Origin of the sequence: Streptomyces sp. 1-11, assembly GCF_007176755.1 — a bacterium.
In the GTDB taxonomy this organism is placed as follows: Bacteria; Actinomycetota; Actinomycetes; order Streptomycetales; family Streptomycetaceae; genus Streptomyces.
In genome coordinates, this window is the sequence record NZ_BJTV01000026.1 from 19895 (window position 1) to 40262 (window position 20368).

The window sequence follows — 20368 nt, forward strand, 5'->3', positions numbered from 1 at the left end:
CTGTTAGCACTTGCAGCCCAACACACGCCACCACCTACGACGAGACCGTGCCTGGCTTGTCACCCAAGAACTGTGGCCTGGAATGCAACGTTTGCCGGAATCAGCGAAACTTGCCGAAACCACCACCTCAGCTCGATAGCACCGCAGGCCACACAGCCTGCTCCCCGCGCACGCGGGGATGGTCCCGCCGACCGTACGCCCGCCCTTGGTGGTGCTGACTGCTCCCCGCGCACGCGGGGATGGTCCCGTCGGCCGGTCCCTGACCGCCTGGGTGAACGCCTGCTCCCCGCGCACGCGGGGATGGTCCCGTCGCGGCCCGCTGGCTGATGGGCGAGGCCGTCTGCTCCCCGCGCACGCGGGGATGGTCCCTTCATCTAGATCAGCCCGCGTTCACGCAGGTCCTGCTCCCCGCGCACGCGGGGATGGTCCCCGGTGGGCGGTGGGGTGCAGGCACTGTTCCATGCTGCTCCCCGCGCACGCGGGGATGGTCCCTGAGCGATTCCGCGAGCACCCACTGGGGAGTTCTGCTCCCCGCGCACGCGGGGATGGTCCCCACCGGCGCGGACTGAGCCGCGGCGACGTCGTCTGCTCCCCGCGCACGCGGGGATAGTCCCTCTCCGGCCTTCACTCCGGCCACGAACGCCGTCTGCTCCCCGCGCACGCGGGGATGGTCCCCTGCTGTCGTTCGATGCGGAGCAGCAGGAAATCTGCTCCCCGCGCACGCGGGGATGGTCCCGAGTACTCCGTGTTGGGCTGGAGCCCGGAGACCTGCTCCCCGCGCACGCGGGGATGGTCCCGAGGCCATCGCCACCGCGCTCGGCATCGCACTCTGCTCCCCGCGCACGCGGAGATGGTCCCTGGTCAACGGCCAGGATCCCCGGGCGATCAAGCTGCTCCCCGCGCACGCGGGGATGGTCCCAGCACTCCGCCGGACGTCGGGAAGATCGTTGCCTGCTCCCCGCGCACGCGGGGATGGTCCCGCGAAGGGGGAGACGATCTCCACCGTCGTAATCTGCTCCCTGCGCACGCGGGGATGGTCCCTCCGCCAGCGCCTCGTCCTTCGTGTGCACTTCCTGCTCCCCGCGCACGCGGGGATGGTCCCTGGACGCGCACCATCGCGTTCCGGTACACCGGCTGCTCCCCGCGCACGCGGGGATGGTCCTGAGATCGCGGCGAACACCATCACGGCCGGGCACTGCTCCCCGCGCACGCGGGGATGGTCCCGTCCCAAGGTGGTGCGGGGGCTGTGAGACCTCCTGCTCCCCGCGCACGCGGGGATGGTCCCCCGTACCAGGACCCGAAGAGCTTGTCGTTGTACTGCTCCCCGCGCACGCGGGGATGGTCCCCCCAGGCGTGTGGACTGGCAGCCACACACCGGCTGCTCCCCGCGCACGCGGGGATGGTCCCGACCACGGCGACCCGGGCGCATTCCCGATCGCCTGCTCCCCGCGCACGCGGGGATGGTCCCCAGATCGTGGCAGCCGAGGACGCCTTCCTGGCCTGCTCCCCGCGCACGCGGGGATGGTCCCTCCGCCCTGGCGTCCGGGGAGTCCCAGCCCTCCTGCTCCCCGCGCACGCGGGGATGGTCCCGACGGCTTCCCTGACTGGCTCGCCGTGATGGACTGCTCCTCGCGCACCCGGGGATGGTCCCCCGCCCGGCCACCAGACCTACCGGCGCGCCGGCTGCTCCCCGCGCGCGGGGATGGGCCCGACTAGAGGGCTGCGCACCTACGCCATTTGGGCTGCTCTCGCGCATGGGGGATGGGCCCGGAATACGCATCATCACACTGACGGAGATGTCCTGCTTCCCGCATGCAGCACGGCGCGTGCGGAGTCATCACTGTCAGTAGAGCTGGATGCGGGTGAGGACGATGTGCGGCGGGTCGGCGTCGGCGACGATGACGTATTCGGCGATGCCGAGTGAGCCGTCTGCACCGAGCGGCATGCGCCGCTGCTCGGGCCACTTCGCCGACGCGGTGCTGCCAGGCACCTGACCACGGGTGTCGTTGATCACGACCGTGGCAGCGACGATCGCGCCGAACACGTCACCAGGCAGGGTTCTGTCCATGAGGAGATCGGTGACCTCTTCCGACAGCAGGCACGGCAGGCCCTGAGGCTCCTCGCCGGAGGGCTCACTCAACGGGCAGACCTGCCTCGCGCCGGCGGCGCAGGAGGTCGGCAACCGTCGTGGTCGGCAGCGTCCCGTCCAGCGCGGCCGCGGTAATTCGGTCTCCGGCCGGGTCGGTGTCGAGCATCGCTTCGCACCACCACCGCCGCAGCACACCCTCCGCCTCCTCGGGCGCGGCCGCCAGGAGCTCGCGGTAGAACTCCATCCGGCGCTCACCGGTCAGCGTGGCCGCGATGCCCTCGGCGTTGCGCGGCACCCGCTCTGGGCCGTGCGGGTGAATCGGCTGTGCGGTCATCACGGCGCCCCTTTCGTTCTGCCCCGAGTCTGCCCTGTTCCCCCGCCCGCCGTCACGCCCGGCCACAAATCCCGGGCCGGGTGTGGAGCCGGGCGGCGGCTATCGTGTGCGGCTTGGGTCCGGGCGTGTCAAGCCCGACGCCGAGGACACGCTGAGCTCACCAGGCATGGTGCCGGTATCCGGTCGCGACGTAGTCGCCGCTGATCCATCCACGGTGGCCGGTCGCGGAGCCGGACATGGCTTTTCCGTACGCCCACCATTCATCGGCGGAAATGCCCCAGCATTCGGCGTAGAAGTCCGTGTTCTTCGGGAGCACCATGACCGAGCGGGAATGCCGGGAACGGTTCGTGCGCAGGTGTACCGCGTCGGTGGTGTGGAGCTGGGCTGCCGCCGCCTGGGTGTTGCAGGCCCGGGGCAGGCTCACCGCCGCCGGGGCGGCTGGAACAGCCGGGGCCGGGGCGGTGGCGAGGGGGGTGAGGACGGCGGCCGCGCCGGCCGTCGCGGCGATGAGTCGTCGGATCATGACCGGCCAACTCTCGCAGGGAGCGGTCGCGTCACGGGGAGCGTGCGAAGATCACCCGCGCGCGTCAGTGGGCTACGAGGTCCTGGAGTTGGTGGGCCAGGTCGGGGCTTGGCTGTGGGATGGCGCCGAAGCCGTCAAGCGTGGCGACGGTCAGGTCGTCGACGGCGTCCTTGACCGCCTCTTCCGGTACGGCGGCGGCGATGTCGGGCAGGTCGAGGTAGACGGCCATGCCGGCCGGTCCCGGGACGGTGGTGTCGACGACCTGATGGGCAACGGGCGCGTACTGCCAGGGCTCACTTTCCAGGGCCGTGATCTGTTCCGCCCAGTACCGGGCGTCGCGCATGTCCCCGCGGTGCAGGTGCAGCAGGTGCAGGCACACGGCGCTGGTCGCCTGGCCGCCGCCGGCGGCGTACTCGAGCCAGAACTGCGCGCCTTCCTCGTAGTCGGCCAGCAGCAGGAGGCAGGCGAAGGCGAGGGCGCCGCCGGGGTCGCGGGCGGTGTCGAAGCGGGCGATGCGGCGGGCGGCGTCGTCGTCGTGGATGACGCCCTGGCAGAGGGCGCGTAAGTCGTGGCCGGCCTGTTCGTGCAGCATCAGCCGGTGCGCGGGGCGCCGGCCCGTCCCGGGGCCGACCATGGCCTGGGTCCAGCGCAGCTCGTGGAGCTGTTCGGTGATGCGGCGACGCGAGGCCTCGAGGTGGGCGTTGGTGTATGCGCCTTCGCGGATACGTGCCTGGTCGAGGCTTTCGTCTAGGGTGCGCGGCTGGTGAGGGCGCATCGGGATCTCACTCCTCGTCGTCGGGGTCCTCGCCGAGCTGCAGCCCCAAGGCCGCGGCCAGGTGGCGTTTGGCAGCGCGGCGGGTGGAGCGCACCGTGGCCTCGCACACGCCCATCACCAGTGCGGTCCGCTTGGTGGTGAAACCCAGGGCGTACTGCAGAACCATGACATCAAACTGGCGCTCCGGTAGCCGGGCTATCGCCGCATAAAGCCCCAGGCCCTCTTCGAGTTCGCTCACTTGTGCCCGGAATGCGGAGCGGAAGCCGCGAAGGATCGGGGCGCAGGCTGCACAGGTGGCGCGTTCGAAGGCCAGGGTCTCCAGCGCCGCCGGCTCGCGGCCCTGGTCCGCGAGTGCAACGGCGACGCGCTCCTTGAGCAGCCGCCAGGCGAATGCCTCCGGGCTCTCTCGTTCGGTGACCTGCTGCCAGATCACTGCCAGGAAGACAAACGTCTGGTCGACGAGACGGTCGGCCAAGCCGTGCTCGCCCAGCTGTACGTAGGCGTACTCGAAGTACGCCTGGTGGTACAGCTCGTGGAAGGCCCAGAAGGCCGGCGGCATCACCTCGCTGGGCTCGCACACGACCCGGTCCTCGCCGTCGGGAGGCTGTCCGGTCATCGGCCGCCCCCGGCGTCCTCACGACGGATGGCCTCGGTCCGGATGGACAGCTGCTCCTCGAGGAGCGTCTGCGTACCCACGCGGACCCCCGCACCCAGCAGGCGCCGCACTCCGGCGCACGCATCGGGCGCGTAGGCCCGCGCTGCAGCGGCGGAGGCCAGCACGAGGCTGGCGACGTCGTCCAGTGTCACGGTGTTTCCTTCGTTCTCGTGCAGCACCGGACGCCGCTCATCGCGCCTTTCAACTACCGGTGCCTGAAGCCTCGTTGCTCCTGATCATCAGCAAACAACCTGACCCCCACCGATCGTGCAGAGCTCTCACCATGAGATTTTTACGGAAGATGACGTTCCGGTTACAGCAAATCCGTATGCGTATTCGCATCCGCCTCCCCCACCCCGCGCCACCTTTTCCGCCACCCCCGCCACCTGCGCCGCCGCCACCCAACGGGACGACCGACCCGTTTTGCGCAAATTCACCCACCCACCTCAGCCCTAACGCCTGTGACTCAACTCACATGCTCCCGTATGACGCTACGGCTCAAGAAGTCGCCTGCAGCTGCCTTGCCGGGCTCCCGCCCCCTGCCGTCGGCGAACGCGGCCCAGTGCCACGCAGCTGGATTTCCAGTCGGAGTCGACGCCTGTGGGGCTCTCTCCGGCACACGCTTCAGCAGACGCGACGACGCTGGGCGGTCACAGGTCGAAGTCGAGCTGCTCGACGTCGGTGAACTCCACTTCCAGGCCGTGGGCGCGGCGGCCGCTGTCGCGGAAGTAGGTCTCGCCGAGGCCCTCGGCGGTGATCTCGCGCAGTTGCTGCTCGCTGGCGCCCGCTTGCTGGGCGTCGAAGAGACGGGCGGCGAAGGCAGGCGGCAGGGCCAGGGTGAGGTGGCGGATCCGGGCGTCGTCGGTGCTGCCGGGTGCGGCGGTGAACCCGAACCGGGCCCGGGTGTCGATGACGATGCCCGTGCTGGTCGCGGCCTTCTTGCGGGCTTGCTCGCGGATGCGGGGCTGCCAGCGGGCGCGGACGGCGTCGGCCAGGCGCTCGGCGAGGTCGGGGCGGGGCCGGCGGATCTGGTCTTTGACGTAGCGCTCGACGGTGCGCTGGGAGACGCCGAGCAGAGCGGCCACCTGCCGTGTGCCCTTGAGCTGCTTGACCAGGTAGCGCATCTGTGCGCCGGCGGACTTCGGGATCGGGCGGGTGAACGCCTTGTGCACGGCACGGTCGAGGCCGTCGGAGACCAGACCCATCGCAAAGACTTCCTTCCAAGATCACTGTAGGGGTTTCTCGCGGCCGATCACAGGGTCCGGCAGGGGAATTGACGCCGGAGCGGGTGATCGGCCGCGAGAGAGGCGCTCAGGACCCCTGTGAGGCCCTGGGGGCGGTGGTGGTCACCCCATGTCCTCGAAGCGGGAGTAGTGGAGCCGCGCGGCGACGGTCAGGGTGCAGGTGGGTCCGAACCTGTTCTTCTCGATGACGAGGTCCACTTCGCCGGCCCGGGGCGAGTCTTTGTCGTCGGCGTCGGGGCGTTCGACCTTGATGACGAGGGAGGCGTCGTTCTTGATGGCCCTGGATTCGCGCATGAGGCCGTCGTCGTTGAGCTGGGACAGGGCGATGACGTGGCAGCCGAGCTGGACGGCGAGGTTTTTCAGGCCGCGGGAGACGGAGGCGACGGCCTGCTCGCGGGTGGTGGTGCGGGACTGCTGGACCTCGACGAGTTGCAGGTAGTCCACGACGAGGAGGTCCAGGCCGTCTGCGCGGGCGCAGGCGCGTGCGGCCGAGGCGATGTCACTCAAGGAGGCGCCGTCGGGCCGGTAGACCCGCAGCGGCAGCATCTTGAACAGCTCCGGTCCGAGCCGCCTGACCTTCTCCCAGCCCTCGGCGGTGAGCATGCCCTGGTGTGTCATGTGGTGCAGGGGGATGTTCCCCTCGGCGGCGGCGATCTTCTGCATGAGCTCGGTGCCGCTCATCTCCAGCGAGGAGAACATCACCTTCCCGCCGGCCTTGGCGGCGGCTACGGCGGCGCCCAGGGCGAAGGTGGACTTACCCACGCCGGACTGCGCGGCCACCACGGTCACGTTGCCCGGTCGCATCCCCGAGGTGAGGGAGTCGAGGTCGGCGAACCCGTACGGCAGTCCGGACTTGCGGCCGTTTTGGATGTTTTCCAGGTCCGCCACGAAGTCGAGGTACAGGTCATCGACCGTGGGCGGCGCCTGGTGCAGGCCCGGGGTGCCCGCGATGATCTCGGTGAGCTGCTGCTCGACCAGGTCGCGGACCTCGTCCTCGTCACCGGCCTCGCTGTAGGCGAATTCCAGGATTCGCTGTGCTGATTCGATGACCGCCCGCCGGTACGCCTTCGCGCGGACGATCTCGGCGTAGTGCGAGCCGTTCGCGGCGGTGGGCGTGGCCTGGACACACGCGTGCAGATACGAGGTGCCGCCCACCCGGGCCAGGTCACCGCTGCGGGTCAGCGCATCGGCGACCGTGACCGGGTCCACGGGCTCGCCGGCCGCGCGCACCTCGCAGATCGCCCGGTGGATCGTCTGGTGCGCGGGCCGGTAGTACTCCTCCGCCAGGATGCCGGTGTCCAGGATCTCGGCGAAGTACCGGTACGACGCGCTGCTCGGGCTGCCGGACAGCAGCAGCGACCCGATCACCGACTGCTCGGCGTCGAGGTCCTGCGGCGGCACCCGGGTGAGCCCGGCCGGCCGGCCGCCGTCGAGTTCGAGGTCGGCGCCGGGGGCGTCATGGCGTTGAGCGGGAAGACTGGTGGACACTGAAGGTCTCCTGTCCGAGATGAGCGTTCAGGGGAATCGCGGGCCGCTCCCCTGCACGGGAGCGGCCCGCACGCATGAGGTCAGGCAGGCACCGTCATTGCGCAGTCCATGCAGCCCTTGCGGTAGCGGGCCGGATGGTCCGGACACCGCTCCGGCCCGGACAGGCCGTCCCGGGACTTGCCGGCAGGGGCGACCACGCTGTAGCGGGCAAGATCACGGATCCGGGTCGGAACCAGCGACGACGGCCTCTTGAATCCGGCCGGATCCCGCGTGACCTCCCGCGCCAGCAGCCGGTGATCGACCTCGTGGATCGACGGCCAGCCCTGCCCCGCCATCGACCGCAGCAGCAAGGGTGCGTACTTCCGTGCCGAGGCAGCACCCATGTGATGCGGCGGCTGTAGGTCCTGCAAGAACGACTCCGCGGCGTGGAGGTCCTTCGGGGCGAAGCCCGCCTCCTCCTCCTCCCGCTGTGACGGAAGCGACCGCGCGGGGTCAGTGAGGGGGTAGGGGGAGGAGGTAGTTACCTCCTCCGGGGGGTGTGGGGGGGACGGGTTCGCGCTTCGCCTGACAGGAGAAGCGGTCTGACCTGTGAAAACGCGTCGCTTACCGCTTCTCCTGTCAGCGCGTGCCTTGTCAGCGCGTGCCTTGTCAGGAGAAGCGGTCTGACCTGCGAAAAAGTCGTTACTGGCCGGTAGCGAGTGCACCGCTTCGCCTGACAAGGGAAGCGGTGCACTCGCTACCGAATCAGACACATCGGATGGTGTCCAGTGAGGGTTGGACGCGGGGAACTCGTAGAAGGTGTAGGAGACCTTTCCGAAGCTGCCGCCGTCGTTGTCCTGAGCACGGTGAAGGAAGCCGGCGCCGCGCAGACGGCCAACCGACTCATAGACGGCCTTGCTGCCGATCAGCCCTTTGCCGTTCGCGCTGCTGATGCCTTCGGCCCGCAGCGCTGCGACCAGCTCGTCCACGGTGAAGTTCTTGCCGTCCTCACACATGAAGTGGATGTGTGACAGGACGAGGAAATCCAGGGCGTTGCTCAAGCCGCTGCCGTACAGCATGTGCCGGTACAGCGGGACCGACGGGCGTAGCGCAGCAGCGCGCCCGGTGATACGCGCCGATCCTGGCTCGGGACCGGTCGTTTCAGACTGGTGGTGCAAGGGGCACATCTCCCCAGGTAGGGGAGCCGCGACCAGAGAATGTGACCTATGTGGATCCCGGAGTAGTGGCGTTGCGCAATCCCCTGCGCATACTCTGGGTATAGGTGACCACGCGGGCTCTCGGGCCCACGGGCATCACCCGGCAGACGAGGTCACCTCGCTGCTCACGACTCGAAGCTTTCTCAGGGCTGGTGAGTCGATTCGCTAGGAAGCGGTCCTGTTGTGGCGACAGGGCCGCTTCGGCGTTTTCTAGGGGGGCCAGTCGGAGCCGTGCACCTCAGCCTGCTTTCGCAAGGTCGGACCCGTGGGCTGCCTCGGGGTGCTGGTCGGCCCACCCCTTGAGCAGGCGGAGGTATGCGTCGCGGTGCCGCCGCCGCGGCATGGACTGTCCGTTTTCCCAGCGTAGGAATGCCATCCGGTGTACGCCGAAGGCCTGCGCGACCTCTTCCTGAGTGAGTCCGGATGCCTTGCGGAGCCTGGCCCGAACCTCAGGAGAAGGAAGGACGTCAGCAGGCCGACTGAGCAGCGCGTCCACAGCCTCATTCAGATCATTCATCACTCCCCCTTCCTCGTGATCCCAAACTGTACATAGAAAGCAGCTCCATGTAGAGCATTTGAAGACATGTCAGCTGCGCGTTGTTCAGGAGCGCAGACTGTAGGCGTGGCGCGTTGTCAGCATTTGCGCAGCTAGAGCCAGAGGTAGGGTCGCCCACATGCCCCTTGCTCTGTTCGACCTGGATGGCACGCTGGTCGATCGTCAATCGGCGTTCGGCGACGCCGTGAGTTGCCTGTGCCGTTCCCTCGATCTCCCTCCAGACGCCGAACAGTGGCTGCGCACAGAACTGGCCGACCGCGCGACCGCTGGAGACTTCGCCCGGCTGCGGGAAGCTTTCGGACTGGAAGCGTCGGCCGCTGACCTGTGGCAGGAGTACGTCGACCTCATGGCGGCCGCCGTCACCTGCCGCCCCGAGGTCCTCGAGGGCCTGGCCCGCCTGCGCGCCGCTGCATGGACGATCGGCGTCATCACCAACGGGGCTGGCGACATCCAGCGCGCCAAGCTCGCCGGGACCGGACTCGACGACCTGGTCCATGGAGTCGCCGCCTCGGGCGACCTGGAGATCCGCAAGCCGGACCGGCGCCTCTTCGCACTCGGGGCCACCCGGTGCGGCGTCAGCCTCGCGGACGGAGGCTGGATGGTCGGCGACAACCCGACCGGCGACATCGGCGGCGGCCGCCAAGCTGGCCTGCGCACTATCTGGCTGCGCGGGCGTCCCTGGCCCGACGGACTCCCCGCCGCGCACCACGTCGTCGACGACGTCACCGATGCCATCACCATCCTGCTCGCAGAAACGGAGTAGCACCGTGGCCCAGCCGACCGTCGGCATCCTCCACCCCGGCAGCATGGGCGCCGCCGTCGCTGCCTGCGCCGCGGCCAACGCGGCCGAGGTCCTGTGGTGCGAGACGGGGCGCAGCGCCGCGTCCGTGGAGCGCGCAGCCCAGTTCGGCCTGACGCCCGTGGCCACGCTGGCCGAGCTGCTGCGCCACAGTGACATCGTCATCAGCCTCTGCCCGCCGGCCGCTGCTGAGAACCTGGCCCGCGACGTCGTCAGGTACCGCTTCGCCGGGCTGTACGTAGAGGCGAACGCCATCAACCCCGAACGAACGAAGCGGATCACCGCGTTGCTCGAACCGCACGCGGTCGTCGTGGACGGCGGTGTCGTGGGCTCCCCACCAGTGCGCGGGAAGACCCCGACCCTGTACGTCTCCGGCCCGGCTGCGGCGACCAAGCGGATTGAGGTGCTGTTCGCGGGTACTGCGGTGCAGACGGCCGTGCTGGGCACGGAGGTCGGGAAGGCGTCCGCGTTGAAACTGGCGTACGCCTCCTTCCAGAAGACCAGTCGAGTGCTGGTGGCGCTCGCGGTCGGGATGGCGCGCGAGCACGGCGTCGACCAGGAGCTCATCGAGGTCGCGGCCCGACGTACCGACTCGTACCTGTCCGAGCCGCAGTACGTCGCGAAGACCGCCGCGCGCGCTTGGCGCTGGGGCCCGGAGCTAGAGGAAGCTGCCGACGCGCTCGCGGCCGCCGGCCTTCCGCCGGAGGTGCTGCGCGCGGCTGCGTCCACGCTGGCACGGTGGGACGACGCCAAGGACGGCGAACTTACGCTTACCGACGCCTTGGACCGACTCGCCCAGCCGTAGCCCGCGCTCATGCCGTCTCCGCTCCCGCCCGCTGCGCCAGCAACTGGTCGATGAGCCGCGCCGCGTCCTCAGGAGCCGATGCCGTGGTGTCCACGGTCAGGTCCCAGGCCATGCCCGGATGCGCGGCCAAGTCCTCGCGCGTCGCGTCCCACGCCGCCAGGCGCGCCGCAGTGTCGCTGTCGCCGCGCCCCGCCGACCGCTGCTCGGTCACCTCGCGCGGACACCACAGCAGCACCACCGACCAGTCGGCCGGGTAGCCGTCGATCAGGGCGCGGATGCCGTCGACCTGCCCGAGGTGCACTACGGGCACCCCGGCCGTGAACGCGGCGTCGACGCCGGGGCGGTCGATCGCGTACGTGTTGCCGTACCGGGCGTTCGCATAGACGACGTCGCCCGCGGCCTCCAGCTCACGCAGCTGCTCCGCTGTGCCCATCCTGTAGCCAGCGGCCTTGCCCGTTCCGACCTTGAGCCGCGCGAACTGCGCGTACCTGGAGTCGAGTTTGCTGAGCGTGGCGGTAACGGTGTCCTTGCCCGAGGCTGGCGGCCCGTAGAGGATCACGCCCTGCTTCTCCGTCACGCGTACATTGCCCCCATCGCCTGCCGGGCCTGGTCTGCGAGCGTCACCGCGGTCCCCAGCCGGTTGTCGACGACCAGGTGCGGCACCGCCGGCCGCAGGTCGAGGTCGATCGTGGCCATGTACTCATCCCACCGCTGGAGCTTCCACGCGTCCCGGGCCGCTGAGCGGAATCCGATGTACTCGCGCATCGACTCTTCGTCGCAGCGCACCCACACCGGGAAGACGTCGACACCCATCGAGCCCGCACGGTTGGCCAGGCGCTGCATCCAAGCCGAGTCAGTCATCTCGGAGATGAACGGCGCGGTGAGCACAGTGCTGATGCCGCACTTAATGTTGGCCATGGCCGACTGCATCAGGCAGTCGTACTCCACCGGCCGCACCTTCTCGCGGTAGACCTCGGTGTGCCGGTCGTTCGCGTCGCCGCCCAGCGCGACCAGGAGGCGCTCCACGAGCGGACGGGTGAGCGGGTCCTTGTCGAGCAGCGGCCAGCCGGTGAGCTGAACGAAAAAGCGGGCGAGCTCGGTTTTACCGCTGCCCGCGAAGCCGCCGACCAGAATGAGCACGGGACGGTGAGGGTCGCCGCCCGTGTGTCGGCGCTTCCACGCGTCGATGATCCGCTGCTGCAGGTCGAAGTGGTCGGCCTCGTCGGAGCCCGGCGCAATGCGGTGAATGGCGCGCTCAACCGCTAGGACATGCGAGCCGTTGAGGTGGTCGTCCATCGGCGTGAGCTTGAAAGACGTCTCCTCCCCCGGCAGCGCGGCGCGGAAGCCAAGGTCCGGTTCGGTGGCGCGATACAGCAGGCAGTATGCGCGCCGGTAGTGCGGACCGGGGTAGACCTCTCCCTGCTCGTGTTGCCACAAGGTCTGCGGATTCGCAGCGGGAATGCCCTTGAGCTTGGCTCGCTCAGCAACTTCTCGAAGCCGCTCGCCAGCCTTCTCTAAGGTCAGGCCGTGAGCCTCCCGCTGCTCGCGCAGTCGGTCCGGCCTCCACCCAGCTCGATGCTTCCCCACCCTTATCCCCTCGGTCGTCGTCATGGCCGTGAGCCTAGGTCGCAGCAGTCAATTCCCATGTATACGCCGATGTTGAAAACCCATGAATACGGGTGCGAACGAGCTTCGACAAAGCGCTGTGATGTTGCGATCCGCTCCTGGCAAGTGAGATGGCTCCCACACGACGACCAGCCGGGAGGAGTCTAGAGATGGAACGCTCATGCATCGAACTTGTACTCCAGGACGTAGGCCGCGCTGTCCATCGTCATCTCGTTCACTTCAACGGCTCGCAGCTCAGCGTCGAAGGCTGTCCGGCACACCTTGATGACCGGACGCTCCAGGGGCATTCCCAGCCCTTCGGCTTCTTCGGCCACAGGGAGCCTGCAGCGGATCTCTTCGCGGAAGTGCGCAGGTGCGTGACCAATCTCAGCGAGCCTGGCGTACGCGCCACCCTCTCCAGTGTCGACTCGCATGATTGCTGTGCCGTCCACCAGGTCCAGGGGAAGGTACGAGGTCGCGAGCATGACCGATCTGTCGTCCAGGATGAATCGGCGGGATCGCGCGCAGACGCGATCGTTCTCTTCTACTTCCAGCATTCGCGCTACGTGCGGTGGTGCAGCGACGGTGTCAACTCGAACGTCGATGGTGACGGGGCGTTCTTCATCAGCAGACCAGATGGACTTGCCTGCACCCCACTGCTCGCGTGCGAGGCGCTGAATGCCGTGACGCCGGATGGGGCGGAACTCGATGACACGGGCGCCGGCGCCCTTCTTCGTCTCCACCAGTCCCTCTATGCGAAGGATCTTGAGTGCTTGGCGAGCGGTCAGCACCGCAACGTCATACTGCCCCGCAAGTGCGCTCTCCCCTGGCAGGCGGTCCCCGGGACCGTACACGCCCGATTCAATCGCCGCCTTCAGATCGTCGGCGATTCGCTGGTACTTCGGCCTCTGCGGCCCCGTCTCACTCACCATGCCTCTCCCTACCTCGTTAGCGATCCTAGGGCCGTTGGCTATCGAGCCGCTGGGAAGGGGCTATCTCGACTCTTCGCAGGACCTCACCCAACAAGGCTACCTCGTTAACGAACTACTTGACATCGTTAACGGGCGCAGGTTCACTATGGACAGCACCTCGTTAACGAGGTCGCATTGCAAGGCCGCAGTAGTCGTCTGCCCCCCGGGGGCGGCCGGGGTTGAGAGCTTCATCAAACTCCCCCGGAGCCTGACGGCCGCGACAACTGTGTGCACGTCGCAGCGCTGTGCGTTGTCTGTCCTGCGGGACGCCGGCCTCGTGCCGTGTGGCTCGTGGGGCGGAGAGAGCATCGCGACCTGCTCCCTGCCATGCCGACTGTGAGGAGTCCTGATGTCTGCTTCGACCCGTGAGCGCACCGCCCGTCCCCGCCGGAGCCGGACCCGCTCCCGGAACATCAGCGGCCGCCCGCCGCTTGCCGTTTCCACCCTCAAGCCCCACCAGTACGACCTGCGTCCGGTCTGCGCGTCACTGATCTGCCCCGACTGCAAGACGTGGGTGCCGATCACCGGCATTCAGGCCAAGAGGCAGAAGTTAGTCCCGCACGACACCGGGCGTGCGGGGAAGGACGCGGCCGTCCGCTGCCAGGGCAGCAACCGCCTGGTCACCGTGGACATCGAGTTCGAGAAGTGGCAGGAGCGCCTCGAGGACGGCAGCGCCGAGACCACCGGCCGCCGCCGGACCACCGTGCGGCGCAAGCCAAAGATCCAGCCCGTCCCGGCCGTCAGTCAGATCGCCGCGCAGAAGCAGACGTCGTCGAATGACGAGCCCAGCGACGGCCGGCCCTTGTGGCTGCTGCGGAAGATGGAGTGGGCGTCGACCGAGTCGGCGGTCCGCGAGACCGACACCCGCCGCGCGGCGCTGCCGGACAGTGACGCGCCGCTGGGCGCGCCGCTGGTGCCGCTCACAACGCTGCACCCCAAGCGCCCCGCGCGCTGATCCACCTCTACACGAGGGCGGCCACAGCCGTCCTCGCCCCGGCATCGCCACCTCTGCCGGGCCCCTTGCAGCCCTGCGCTGCCCATCGTCGACCGAGCTCCGCATGGCTCGGTGGTCGGTGGAGTGCGCAGGACGCACTGCCCCGCTGTTGTGCGGGGCCCCGCATACGACGAACCCCTCAGGAATGCCCTCCTGAGGGGTTCTTTGTCGCGGTCTCATCCCCACCGGAGAGGACGACCACGTGCACAGCATCGCACTCCGCCAGATCCGCCCCAGCGTTCAGGACGAGATCGGACCGCGCCGGCCCGGCGCGATCTACCAGAACACCGATGGCCGGTTCGAGGTCCTGGCGCTCGTCACGAACCCGGCCGACGCCGCGCAGCTGCTGCGTCGGACCGCTGCGCGGTGGGCGGTCATCATCCGCGACACCCTCCGCCCCGATGGCCAACCTTTCGCCATCGGCTCGGTGTGGACGGACAGCGACTACCTGATCCGCCCCGCCCCCGCCACCAGCGTCTACGCGCCGGCCGCCTGACCGCCCGCCACGGTCCCGCTCCCACCCCACCAGCGCGCCTGAAAGGGGTGGGAGGAGGGCCGTGGCTGACCGTCCGGCCAGCCAACAAGCGACAGCCCCGGCGACTTGCGACCCCCGGGGCTGTCCGGTCACAGGAAAGAGGACTTCCCTTGACCACAGCGATCATGACACGTCCCGCAGCCCCCGCGACACCGGCTGCCGTCAATCCCGAGTACGCGTGCGACCAGTGCAACGGATGGCATGCCGCCGGTGCCTGTCCCGCCGCCAACCACCAGCTCGGCGTGCTCCTGGCGCGCATGGTGCGCGAGGCCGATGTCCGCATCCCGGACGACCGGCGGGCGCGCCGCACGCTGCAGGAGATGATGCCCGGCTTCCAGCGGCAGCCGGTGCTGACCCTGCACCGCCCGGAGATGGCCGACGACGCCTGCCCGGTGTGCGGCTACTGGCGATGCCGCTGCAGTGAGGCCTACGCCCTTACGCCCCGGCCGGCCGATGCCGAGCTGGCCCCGGCACCGGTCCGCGCGTCCGGCGGCTGGCAGTGCGACACCTGCGGTGGCTGGTTCGGCGCCACTGGGGCCCGTCCCGGCACGGTGACCGCTTGGACCTGTAGTGCCTGCCAGAACCTCGGAAGTTGAGTGCACCTGAGACACGCGGCCCGGGCAGCGCAGCACCGCGCGGCCCGGGCCGCGTCCGAGGCCGGTCCGGTGCAACCGCTGACCCGTCTGCTGCTCGCGGCCGCCGCACTGGCGGCCGCGGCCGTGTGGGACGCCGGGCATCGCGTCACCGACCTCCACCCCACCCGCCGCCACCACGAACGAAAGACGGGTCCTCGTGCCTGACGACCTGTACCAGCGCTACCAGGCAGCGCACCGCGCCTGGCAGGCGCACACCGCAACCTGCACCTCCTGCACCAGCGACGGCCCCAACTGCCCCGCTGGCGCCCGGTCGTTCGAGGGCTTCGCCCGGCTGCAGGACGTCTACCTCACCCGACTCAACCAGCGCCTGCGGCGCTGAAAAAGGGGGGAACCCAGCGATGACCGCACCCGCCCAGCCCACGACCACCGCCCCGGCGGCCGGCACCGGCACGCATCACTTCGTCCTCACCCTGCAGGCCCCGGCCGGTGACGGGTTCCTGATGCACACCTTCACCGGCCCCATCACCCCGCCCGCGGGTTGGACGCGCTCCGAGCTCCTCACCGAGCTGCGCGATCAGATCGCCGACAACCACCCCGACTACCAGGGCGCCCACATCGTCTTCTGGTCCCTGGAACCCAACACCCTGTGAGCGACCTCGGCTCCCGCCGACCCGAACTGCGAGAGGAAGCAGACGAGTGAACAGCAAAAGGAACTGGCGCCAGCCGTCGCCGCGCGAGATGGTGCTCACCGTCCTGGGTGTGGTCACCCTCGGGGTGGCCGTCCTGTCGATGGCCGTCAGCTATCAGATCCTCCAGCCGCCCTTCGGGAAGTGGGCGGTCCCGACCGTCGGCGCGCTGGACGCCCTGTGGGTCGTCTTTCAGGCGACCGAGATCCTGTCCTGCAACAACCGCCGACGCGCCGGGCGGGTGCGGTGGGCGGGACTGGCGCTGACCCTCGTCAACGCCGCGATCCCCACCGTCGACCTCGCCCTGCGGCTGAAGCACACGGGGGCCGGGTTCGACCTGGCCGTGGTCATCGCCCCTATCGCGATCGTGGCCACCAAGGGCGCATGGTGGATCGCCCTGCCCGCGTTGGGCCGGCGGGTGTCGGACAAGACCCGCCGCACCATCGCCACCCGGCGCCAGCAGGTCGCGGACCAGCTCGAGGAGATGGAGGCCGAAGCCGCCGACCGCATCGAGCTGCTGGAGCTGGCCCGCGACCTCAACGAACGGGTCTCCGAAGCCGAGACGGCCTACCGCCTGTCGGTCCTCGCCACCCAGCAGACCATGACCGAGGGCCTGCACGAGCAGGCCGAGACCACCGTGAAGACGGTCGCCGAGAAGGTCCTGCCCGCTGCGGTCGCGGCGATCACCCTGCCCGAACTCGGCAACTGGAAGCCCGGCACGCCCGCCCTGCCCGGCACAGCCACCGGCACGGAACTTACCGACCGACACACAGGAGGCACGCAGGTCAGCGCTCTGCCCCACGCAACCGGCACGGCAACCGGCACGCCCGACGGCACGCCCTCCGGCACACCGGCACACCCGGCGGCACACACCGGCACGCCCGCGGACCTGACGGACCTAGCGGCGGTCGCGGGTGTGCCGGTCCCGCACCCCGGCGAGCAGCTGACCGACGCCCAGATCGGCGTCGTGCTGCGCCACCTGCGCTACTGCGACGACCCGCCCCTGTCCTTCCGCCAGGCCCGCGCCTCCTACCGCGGCGCCGGCTACCAGGGCAGCGAGGAACGCATCCGCCACGCCTGGGCCGCGCTGCGCGCCAACGAGGGCCACAGCGAGATCACCGACGACAGCGACGAGGAAGCGGCCGAGGACGCCGACGTCTAACCACACCTGTCCGGCACCACCAGTGAGGGCCAGCCCGCGAACAGCGCGGGCTGGCCCTTGCTGCGACTGCCGGAAATCCACGCAGTCGAGACGGGTCGCAGACCCGGTGAGTGACCTGGCGAGCGAACCAGCGGTTCGCAGACCCGGGGAGCAGACCCGGCGAGCACCCCAGCACCGCCCGGACCATCCGCGTGCACGCACCCGTGCCCGCGCTTCGCCACCAGTCGAGGAAGAGGCGTGTCAGGAAAACAAGCAGCCAGCGACGACATGTACGCGCAGGCCGCAGGCGGAATCGGCGCTCTCGCCATCGCCGCGGGCACGCTCGCGGCGATCAAGGACAAACTCGGCCTGTCCTGGCCGGCCACCCTGCTGCTCACCGCCGGGGCCCTGGTCGCTCTCGGCTACGCCGCCTGGAAGGCCAAAACGACCCTCAAACGCCTGTGGGGACGCGAGCCCAAGGCCGCCGCCAAGGCTCTCGCGGGGACGGCGGCGCAGCAGGCTAGGCAGGCCGTCACGCTGCAAGCGGACGGCACCCTGGCCCCGGCCGAAACCGACGCTCCGGCGCACCCGGAGCTCACCGCGGCGCTCCGCACGGCCGGCGCCATCAGCCGGGACCAGATCATCAAGCTCGACGAGGCCACGGTCACCGACATGCCGACCGGCGCGGTGTACGACTTCCTCATGCCTCAGGGGCGCACCTACGAGGACGTCGAGAAGCGCCTGGGCACCGTGGCGGGCATGTTCCACGTCACCCGCCTGCACATGACGCTGGAACGCAGCCGGGACAACGAGCGCCGGGTGAAGCTGCTCAAGCTGCACGAGCCGCCGTTCACCCGCCCGTTCCCCGCGCCCACCCGGGGTGAGATCGAGACGTTCGCCGGGATCCCGCTCGGCCACGACGTCACCGGCCAGCTCATCGGCGTGCCCACCTTCGACAAGGCCTCGCTCCTGGTCGCGGGCATGACGCAGATGGGCAAGACCACGCTGATCAACGGGCTCATCACCTGCCTGCTGATCGCGTACGGCGACTTCGACCTGTATCTCCTCGACGGGAAATTCTGCGGGCTGACCAGGTTCGAACCGATCGCCACCCGCTACGAGTCGTCCGATGATCCGGCCGTTTTCTGGAGCATGGTCCGCGAGCTGAACCAGCTCTCAGACAGCCGGTATGCGCAAATCAAGGAAGCCATCCGCAACCGGAAGCCCGTACCCACATTCAAGCCGGTCATCTTCATCGTGGACGAGGCGGCCGACTTCTTCGCTTCCGGCGGAAACAACGAAGAAAAGGACCAAGCCAAACAGATCGTGAACGACACCCGATCGCTGGTCTCCAAGTCCCTGGAATCCGGCATCTCCACGGTCCTCATGACCCAGCGTCCGTCCGCGAACGCCATCCCCGTTGAAGTGCGAGACCAGTTCCTTTACCGCCTGTGCCTGTACGTCGCATCGGCGGGAACCGCCAAGGTCGCTCTCGGCGACACCTACTTCGAAACCATCGCCCCGATCAACCCAGCCCTCCTCGACCCCGACATCAAGGGCCAAGGCGTCCTCTTCACCAAGGGGCGCTCCACGCTCATCCGGGGATTCAACTTCGAGGACAAGTTCATCTGGGATGTCGTCGACGAAATCGAATCCCGCCACAAGAAGGCCGTCGAAGCCGCCCCGGATTCACCGCTCAAGCAGGCCGTCGACCTGCTGCGGGACAAGGGCGTGGAGTTCATGTGCACGGCTGATCTGGCTCCGGCTCTCGGAATCCTCGAAGGAAGTCCGGTAACCCAAGGGCGGAAACTCTCCGCCCTGCTCGGCGTCACCTCGGGCAAGGACGACAAGGGTGTGCGCGGCTACCACCTCGCCGACCTCGTCGCCGCCCTGAAGTCCGCCTTGTGACCCCCTGCCGCATCCGCCGGAGCATCCGCCGGACATCCGCCAAGACCCGCCGCGCATCCGCCGGGAGCCACGCCTCCGGCGGATGCCCGGCGGATCCCTGGCGGATCCTCCGGCGGATACCAAACCCATGCTGAGCTGCGGAAACAGTCCACACAGCCCTTGATGGTCCCTGGAAGGAGATTTTCGCTCGTGAGAGCCTCTGCAGCCGTCACGATCGGCGTGGGAGCGACCACGGCCGTCGTCGCGGCCGCGCTCGTGCAGGGTGCCGGCGACAGCCCGCTGTCCACGGCGCTCAGCCTCGCCGTCCCCACCCAGTACAGGTCCCTGATCGAGGGCGCGGGAAACACCTGCCCCGAGGTCACTCCGAATCTGCTCGCCGCGCTCCTCACACAGGAATCCGGATTCAATCCGAAAGCGACCTCCCCGGTCGGCGCGCAAGGAATTGCGCAGTTCATGCCGTCCACGTGGGAGAAGCACGGCGTCGACGGAAACGGCGACGGCAAACGAGACGTCTGGGATCCCGAGGACGCGATCCCGGCAGCCGCCGGATACCTGTGCGGCATAGCGAAAGACGTCCGTGACGTTCCCGGTGACAAGCAGGGAAATATGCTTGCCGCCTACAACGCCGGAAGTGAAGCCGTCCGCAAATACGGCGGCGTGCCTCCCTACAAGGAGACACAGAATTACGTCCGCTCCATCCAGGCCCTCGCCAACAAACCAACAACCGGTAACGGTAAAACCGCGACCACGGCGCAGGCCTCCACGGCCATCAACGCGGCAACGAAAATGATCGGCACCCCGTATTCGTGGGGCGGCGGAAACGCGAGCGGCCCCAGCACGGGTGTCTGCTGCTCGCCCCGGGGACGGTCCGGTGAATCCATCACCGGTTTCGACTGCTCCGGACTCACCCTCTACGCATACGCGAAAGCCGGTATCGCTCTGCCCCGCACGGCGGCACAGCAATACGCCGCATCAGAACCAGTGAAACCTGGGCAGGTTCGCCCCGGAGATCTCGTGTTCTACGGCTCCAGTCTCAGCAGTATTCATCACGTCGGCATCTATATCGGCGGCGGCTGGATTCTCGACGCCCCGCGCCCCGGCGCTCAGGTCCGTTACGACCCGATGGACACCATGCCGGACCTGATCGCCGTCGCCCGCCCCACCACTCACCACGCCAAGGAGATCTGACCCATGTCCAAGCTCACCACCCTCGCCAAGCCCGTCGACATGTCCGGCGGCTTCAAGGACTTCTTCGACACCATCGGCCTGACCGGCGGCGGTCTGGTCACCAAGGGCATCGCCGCCGTGATCGCCATCATCGCCGTCCGGATGCTGCTGCAGCTGTCCAGCGACCCCAAGGGCGCCCTGCAAAAGGGCTCCTTCGCGGTGGGCACCCTGTTCGTCGCGGTCATCCTCGCCCTCTACGGCGACACCCTGTTCTCCACCGTCACCGACGCCAAGGGCTGAC

The 20368-nt window shown here is 68.9% G+C and carries 24 protein-coding genes, 1 pseudogene and 1 CRISPR repeat array; of the genes and pseudogenes, 12 read left to right on the forward strand and 13 right to left on the reverse strand.

Annotated elements, in window-relative coordinates; all coding sequences use genetic code 11:
* The first annotated feature begins 157 nt into the window (after positions 1 to 157).
* Positions 158 to 1769: a CRISPR direct-repeat array (repeat unit 29 nt; unit sequence CTGCTCCCCGCGCACGCGGGGATGGTCCC).
* A 74-nt stretch (positions 1770 to 1843) separates the two neighbouring features.
* The 10 genes and pseudogenes from TNCT1_RS33840 to TNCT1_RS33885 all read right to left on the reverse strand — a co-directional run.
* Positions 1844 to 2140: a hypothetical protein gene (locus TNCT1_RS33840; protein WP_143639875.1), complete on the reverse strand. Its 297-nt coding sequence runs from the start codon at positions 2138 to 2140 to the stop codon at positions 1844 to 1846.
* The gene (locus TNCT1_RS33845) at positions 2133 to 2423 is read right to left on the reverse strand and encodes a hypothetical protein (protein ID WP_143639877.1); all 291 of its coding nucleotides are present in this window, start codon (positions 2421 to 2423) and stop codon (positions 2133 to 2135) included. Before TNCT1_RS33845 ends, TNCT1_RS33840 begins: the two co-directional genes overlap by 8 nt.
* A gap of 157 nt (positions 2424 to 2580) precedes the next feature.
* On the reverse strand, positions 2581 to 2946 hold the full coding sequence (locus TNCT1_RS33850; protein ID WP_143639879.1) for a hypothetical protein: 366 nt from the start codon (positions 2944 to 2946) through the stop codon (positions 2581 to 2583).
* Positions 2947 to 3010: 64 nt separating this feature from the next.
* Entirely contained in the window at positions 3011 to 3721 is a 711-nt protein-coding gene (locus TNCT1_RS33855; protein ID WP_143639881.1) for a hypothetical protein, read from the reverse strand.
* Between the two features lie 7 nt (positions 3722 to 3728).
* The gene (locus tag TNCT1_RS33860; RefSeq protein ID WP_235903034.1) at positions 3729 to 4337 is read right to left on the reverse strand and encodes an RNA polymerase sigma factor; all 609 of its coding nucleotides are present in this window, start codon (positions 4335 to 4337) and stop codon (positions 3729 to 3731) included.
* Positions 4334 to 4555, reverse strand: coding sequence for a hypothetical protein (locus TNCT1_RS33865; RefSeq protein WP_143639883.1), 222 nt, complete (start codon positions 4553 to 4555; stop codon positions 4334 to 4336). Before TNCT1_RS33865 ends, TNCT1_RS33860 begins: the two co-directional genes overlap by 4 nt.
* A 471-nt stretch (positions 4556 to 5026) precedes the next feature.
* Positions 5027 to 5581, reverse strand: a complete 555-nt coding sequence (locus TNCT1_RS33870; protein WP_143639885.1) for a helix-turn-helix transcriptional regulator — start codon at positions 5579 to 5581, stop codon at positions 5027 to 5029.
* 141 nt (positions 5582 to 5722) lie between these two features.
* On the reverse strand, positions 5723 to 7108 hold the full coding sequence (locus TNCT1_RS33875; protein WP_143639887.1) for a DnaB-like helicase C-terminal domain-containing protein: 1386 nt from the start codon (positions 7106 to 7108) through the stop codon (positions 5723 to 5725).
* A gap of 80 nt (positions 7109 to 7188) precedes the next feature.
* On the reverse strand, positions 7189 to 8148 hold the full coding sequence (locus TNCT1_RS33880) for a hypothetical protein (RefSeq protein ID WP_143639889.1): 960 nt from the start codon (positions 8146 to 8148) through the stop codon (positions 7189 to 7191).
* Between the two features lie 394 nt (positions 8149 to 8542).
* Positions 8543 to 8833 (reverse strand): annotated as a pseudogene (locus tag TNCT1_RS33885) (helix-turn-helix domain-containing protein); the annotation flags it as partial.
* Positions 8834 to 8978: 145 nt separating this feature from the next.
* Here TNCT1_RS33885 and TNCT1_RS33890 point away from each other — a divergent pair.
* Positions 8979 to 9623 carry an HAD family hydrolase gene (locus tag TNCT1_RS33890; RefSeq protein WP_143639893.1) on the forward strand — a complete coding sequence of 215 codons (645 nt, stop codon included), beginning with the start codon at positions 8979 to 8981 and terminating at the stop codon, positions 9621 to 9623.
* Positions 9624 to 9627: 4 nt separating this feature from the next.
* On the forward strand, positions 9628 to 10464 hold the full coding sequence (locus tag TNCT1_RS33895; protein WP_143639895.1) for an NAD(P)-dependent oxidoreductase: 837 nt from the start codon (positions 9628 to 9630) through the stop codon (positions 10462 to 10464).
* Positions 10465 to 10471: 7 nt separating this feature from the next.
* On the opposite strand, the gene TNCT1_RS33900 is transcribed toward TNCT1_RS33895, so the two are convergent.
* The 3 genes from TNCT1_RS33900 to TNCT1_RS33910 form a co-directional block, all read right to left on the reverse strand.
* A complete protein-coding gene (locus tag TNCT1_RS33900) occupies positions 10472 to 11041 on the reverse strand; it encodes a guanylate kinase (RefSeq protein ID WP_143639897.1) in 570 nt (189 codons plus the stop codon).
* The gene (locus tag TNCT1_RS33905) at positions 11038 to 12075 is read right to left on the reverse strand and encodes an AAA family ATPase (RefSeq protein WP_143639899.1); all 1038 of its coding nucleotides are present in this window, start codon (positions 12073 to 12075) and stop codon (positions 11038 to 11040) included. The genes TNCT1_RS33900 and TNCT1_RS33905 overlap by 4 nt, the downstream gene beginning before the upstream one ends.
* 173 nt (positions 12076 to 12248) lie before the next feature.
* Complete coding sequence (locus TNCT1_RS33910; RefSeq protein WP_143639901.1) at positions 12249 to 13001, reverse strand: GntR family transcriptional regulator; 753 nt, start codon at positions 12999 to 13001, stop codon at positions 12249 to 12251.
* A 388-nt stretch (positions 13002 to 13389) separates the two neighbouring features.
* On the opposite strand from TNCT1_RS33910, the gene TNCT1_RS33915 reads away from it, so the two are divergent.
* From TNCT1_RS33915 to TNCT1_RS33960, 10 genes are all read left to right on the forward strand, one after another.
* Positions 13390 to 13995, forward strand: a complete 606-nt coding sequence (locus tag TNCT1_RS33915) for a hypothetical protein (RefSeq protein ID WP_143639903.1) — start codon at positions 13390 to 13392, stop codon at positions 13993 to 13995.
* Positions 13996 to 14236: 241 nt separating this feature from the next.
* Positions 14237 to 14530, forward strand: a complete 294-nt coding sequence (locus tag TNCT1_RS33920; RefSeq protein WP_235903035.1) for a hypothetical protein — start codon at positions 14237 to 14239, stop codon at positions 14528 to 14530.
* Between the two features lie 164 nt (positions 14531 to 14694).
* A complete protein-coding gene (locus tag TNCT1_RS33925; RefSeq protein WP_235903036.1) occupies positions 14695 to 15165 on the forward strand; it encodes a hypothetical protein in 471 nt (156 codons plus the stop codon).
* Positions 15166 to 15369 carry a hypothetical protein gene (locus TNCT1_RS33930; RefSeq protein ID WP_143639905.1) on the forward strand — a complete coding sequence of 68 codons (204 nt, stop codon included), beginning with the start codon at positions 15166 to 15168 and terminating at the stop codon, positions 15367 to 15369.
* Positions 15362 to 15544 (forward strand): hypothetical protein, encoded by a 183-nt coding sequence (locus TNCT1_RS33935; RefSeq protein ID WP_143639907.1) that lies wholly within the window; start codon positions 15362 to 15364, stop codon positions 15542 to 15544. Before TNCT1_RS33930 ends, TNCT1_RS33935 begins: the two co-directional genes overlap by 8 nt.
* Positions 15545 to 15563: 19 nt before the next feature.
* The gene (locus tag TNCT1_RS35680) at positions 15564 to 15815 is read left to right on the forward strand and encodes a hypothetical protein (RefSeq protein ID WP_160160452.1); all 252 of its coding nucleotides are present in this window, start codon (positions 15564 to 15566) and stop codon (positions 15813 to 15815) included.
* A gap of 46 nt (positions 15816 to 15861) precedes the next feature.
* Positions 15862 to 17013, forward strand: coding sequence for a hypothetical protein (locus TNCT1_RS33945; protein ID WP_143639911.1), 1152 nt, complete (start codon positions 15862 to 15864; stop codon positions 17011 to 17013).
* A 237-nt stretch (positions 17014 to 17250) separates the two neighbouring features.
* Positions 17251 to 18900 (forward strand): FtsK/SpoIIIE domain-containing protein, encoded by a 1650-nt coding sequence (locus TNCT1_RS33950; protein ID WP_143639913.1) that lies wholly within the window; start codon positions 17251 to 17253, stop codon positions 18898 to 18900.
* Positions 18901 to 19089: 189 nt separating this feature from the next.
* The gene (locus tag TNCT1_RS33955; protein WP_235903037.1) at positions 19090 to 20088 is read left to right on the forward strand and encodes a bifunctional lytic transglycosylase/C40 family peptidase; all 999 of its coding nucleotides are present in this window, start codon (positions 19090 to 19092) and stop codon (positions 20086 to 20088) included.
* Between the two features lie 3 nt (positions 20089 to 20091).
* A complete protein-coding gene (locus TNCT1_RS33960; RefSeq protein ID WP_143639917.1) occupies positions 20092 to 20367 on the forward strand; it encodes a hypothetical protein in 276 nt (91 codons plus the stop codon).
* Position 20368 lies beyond the last annotated feature (1 nt).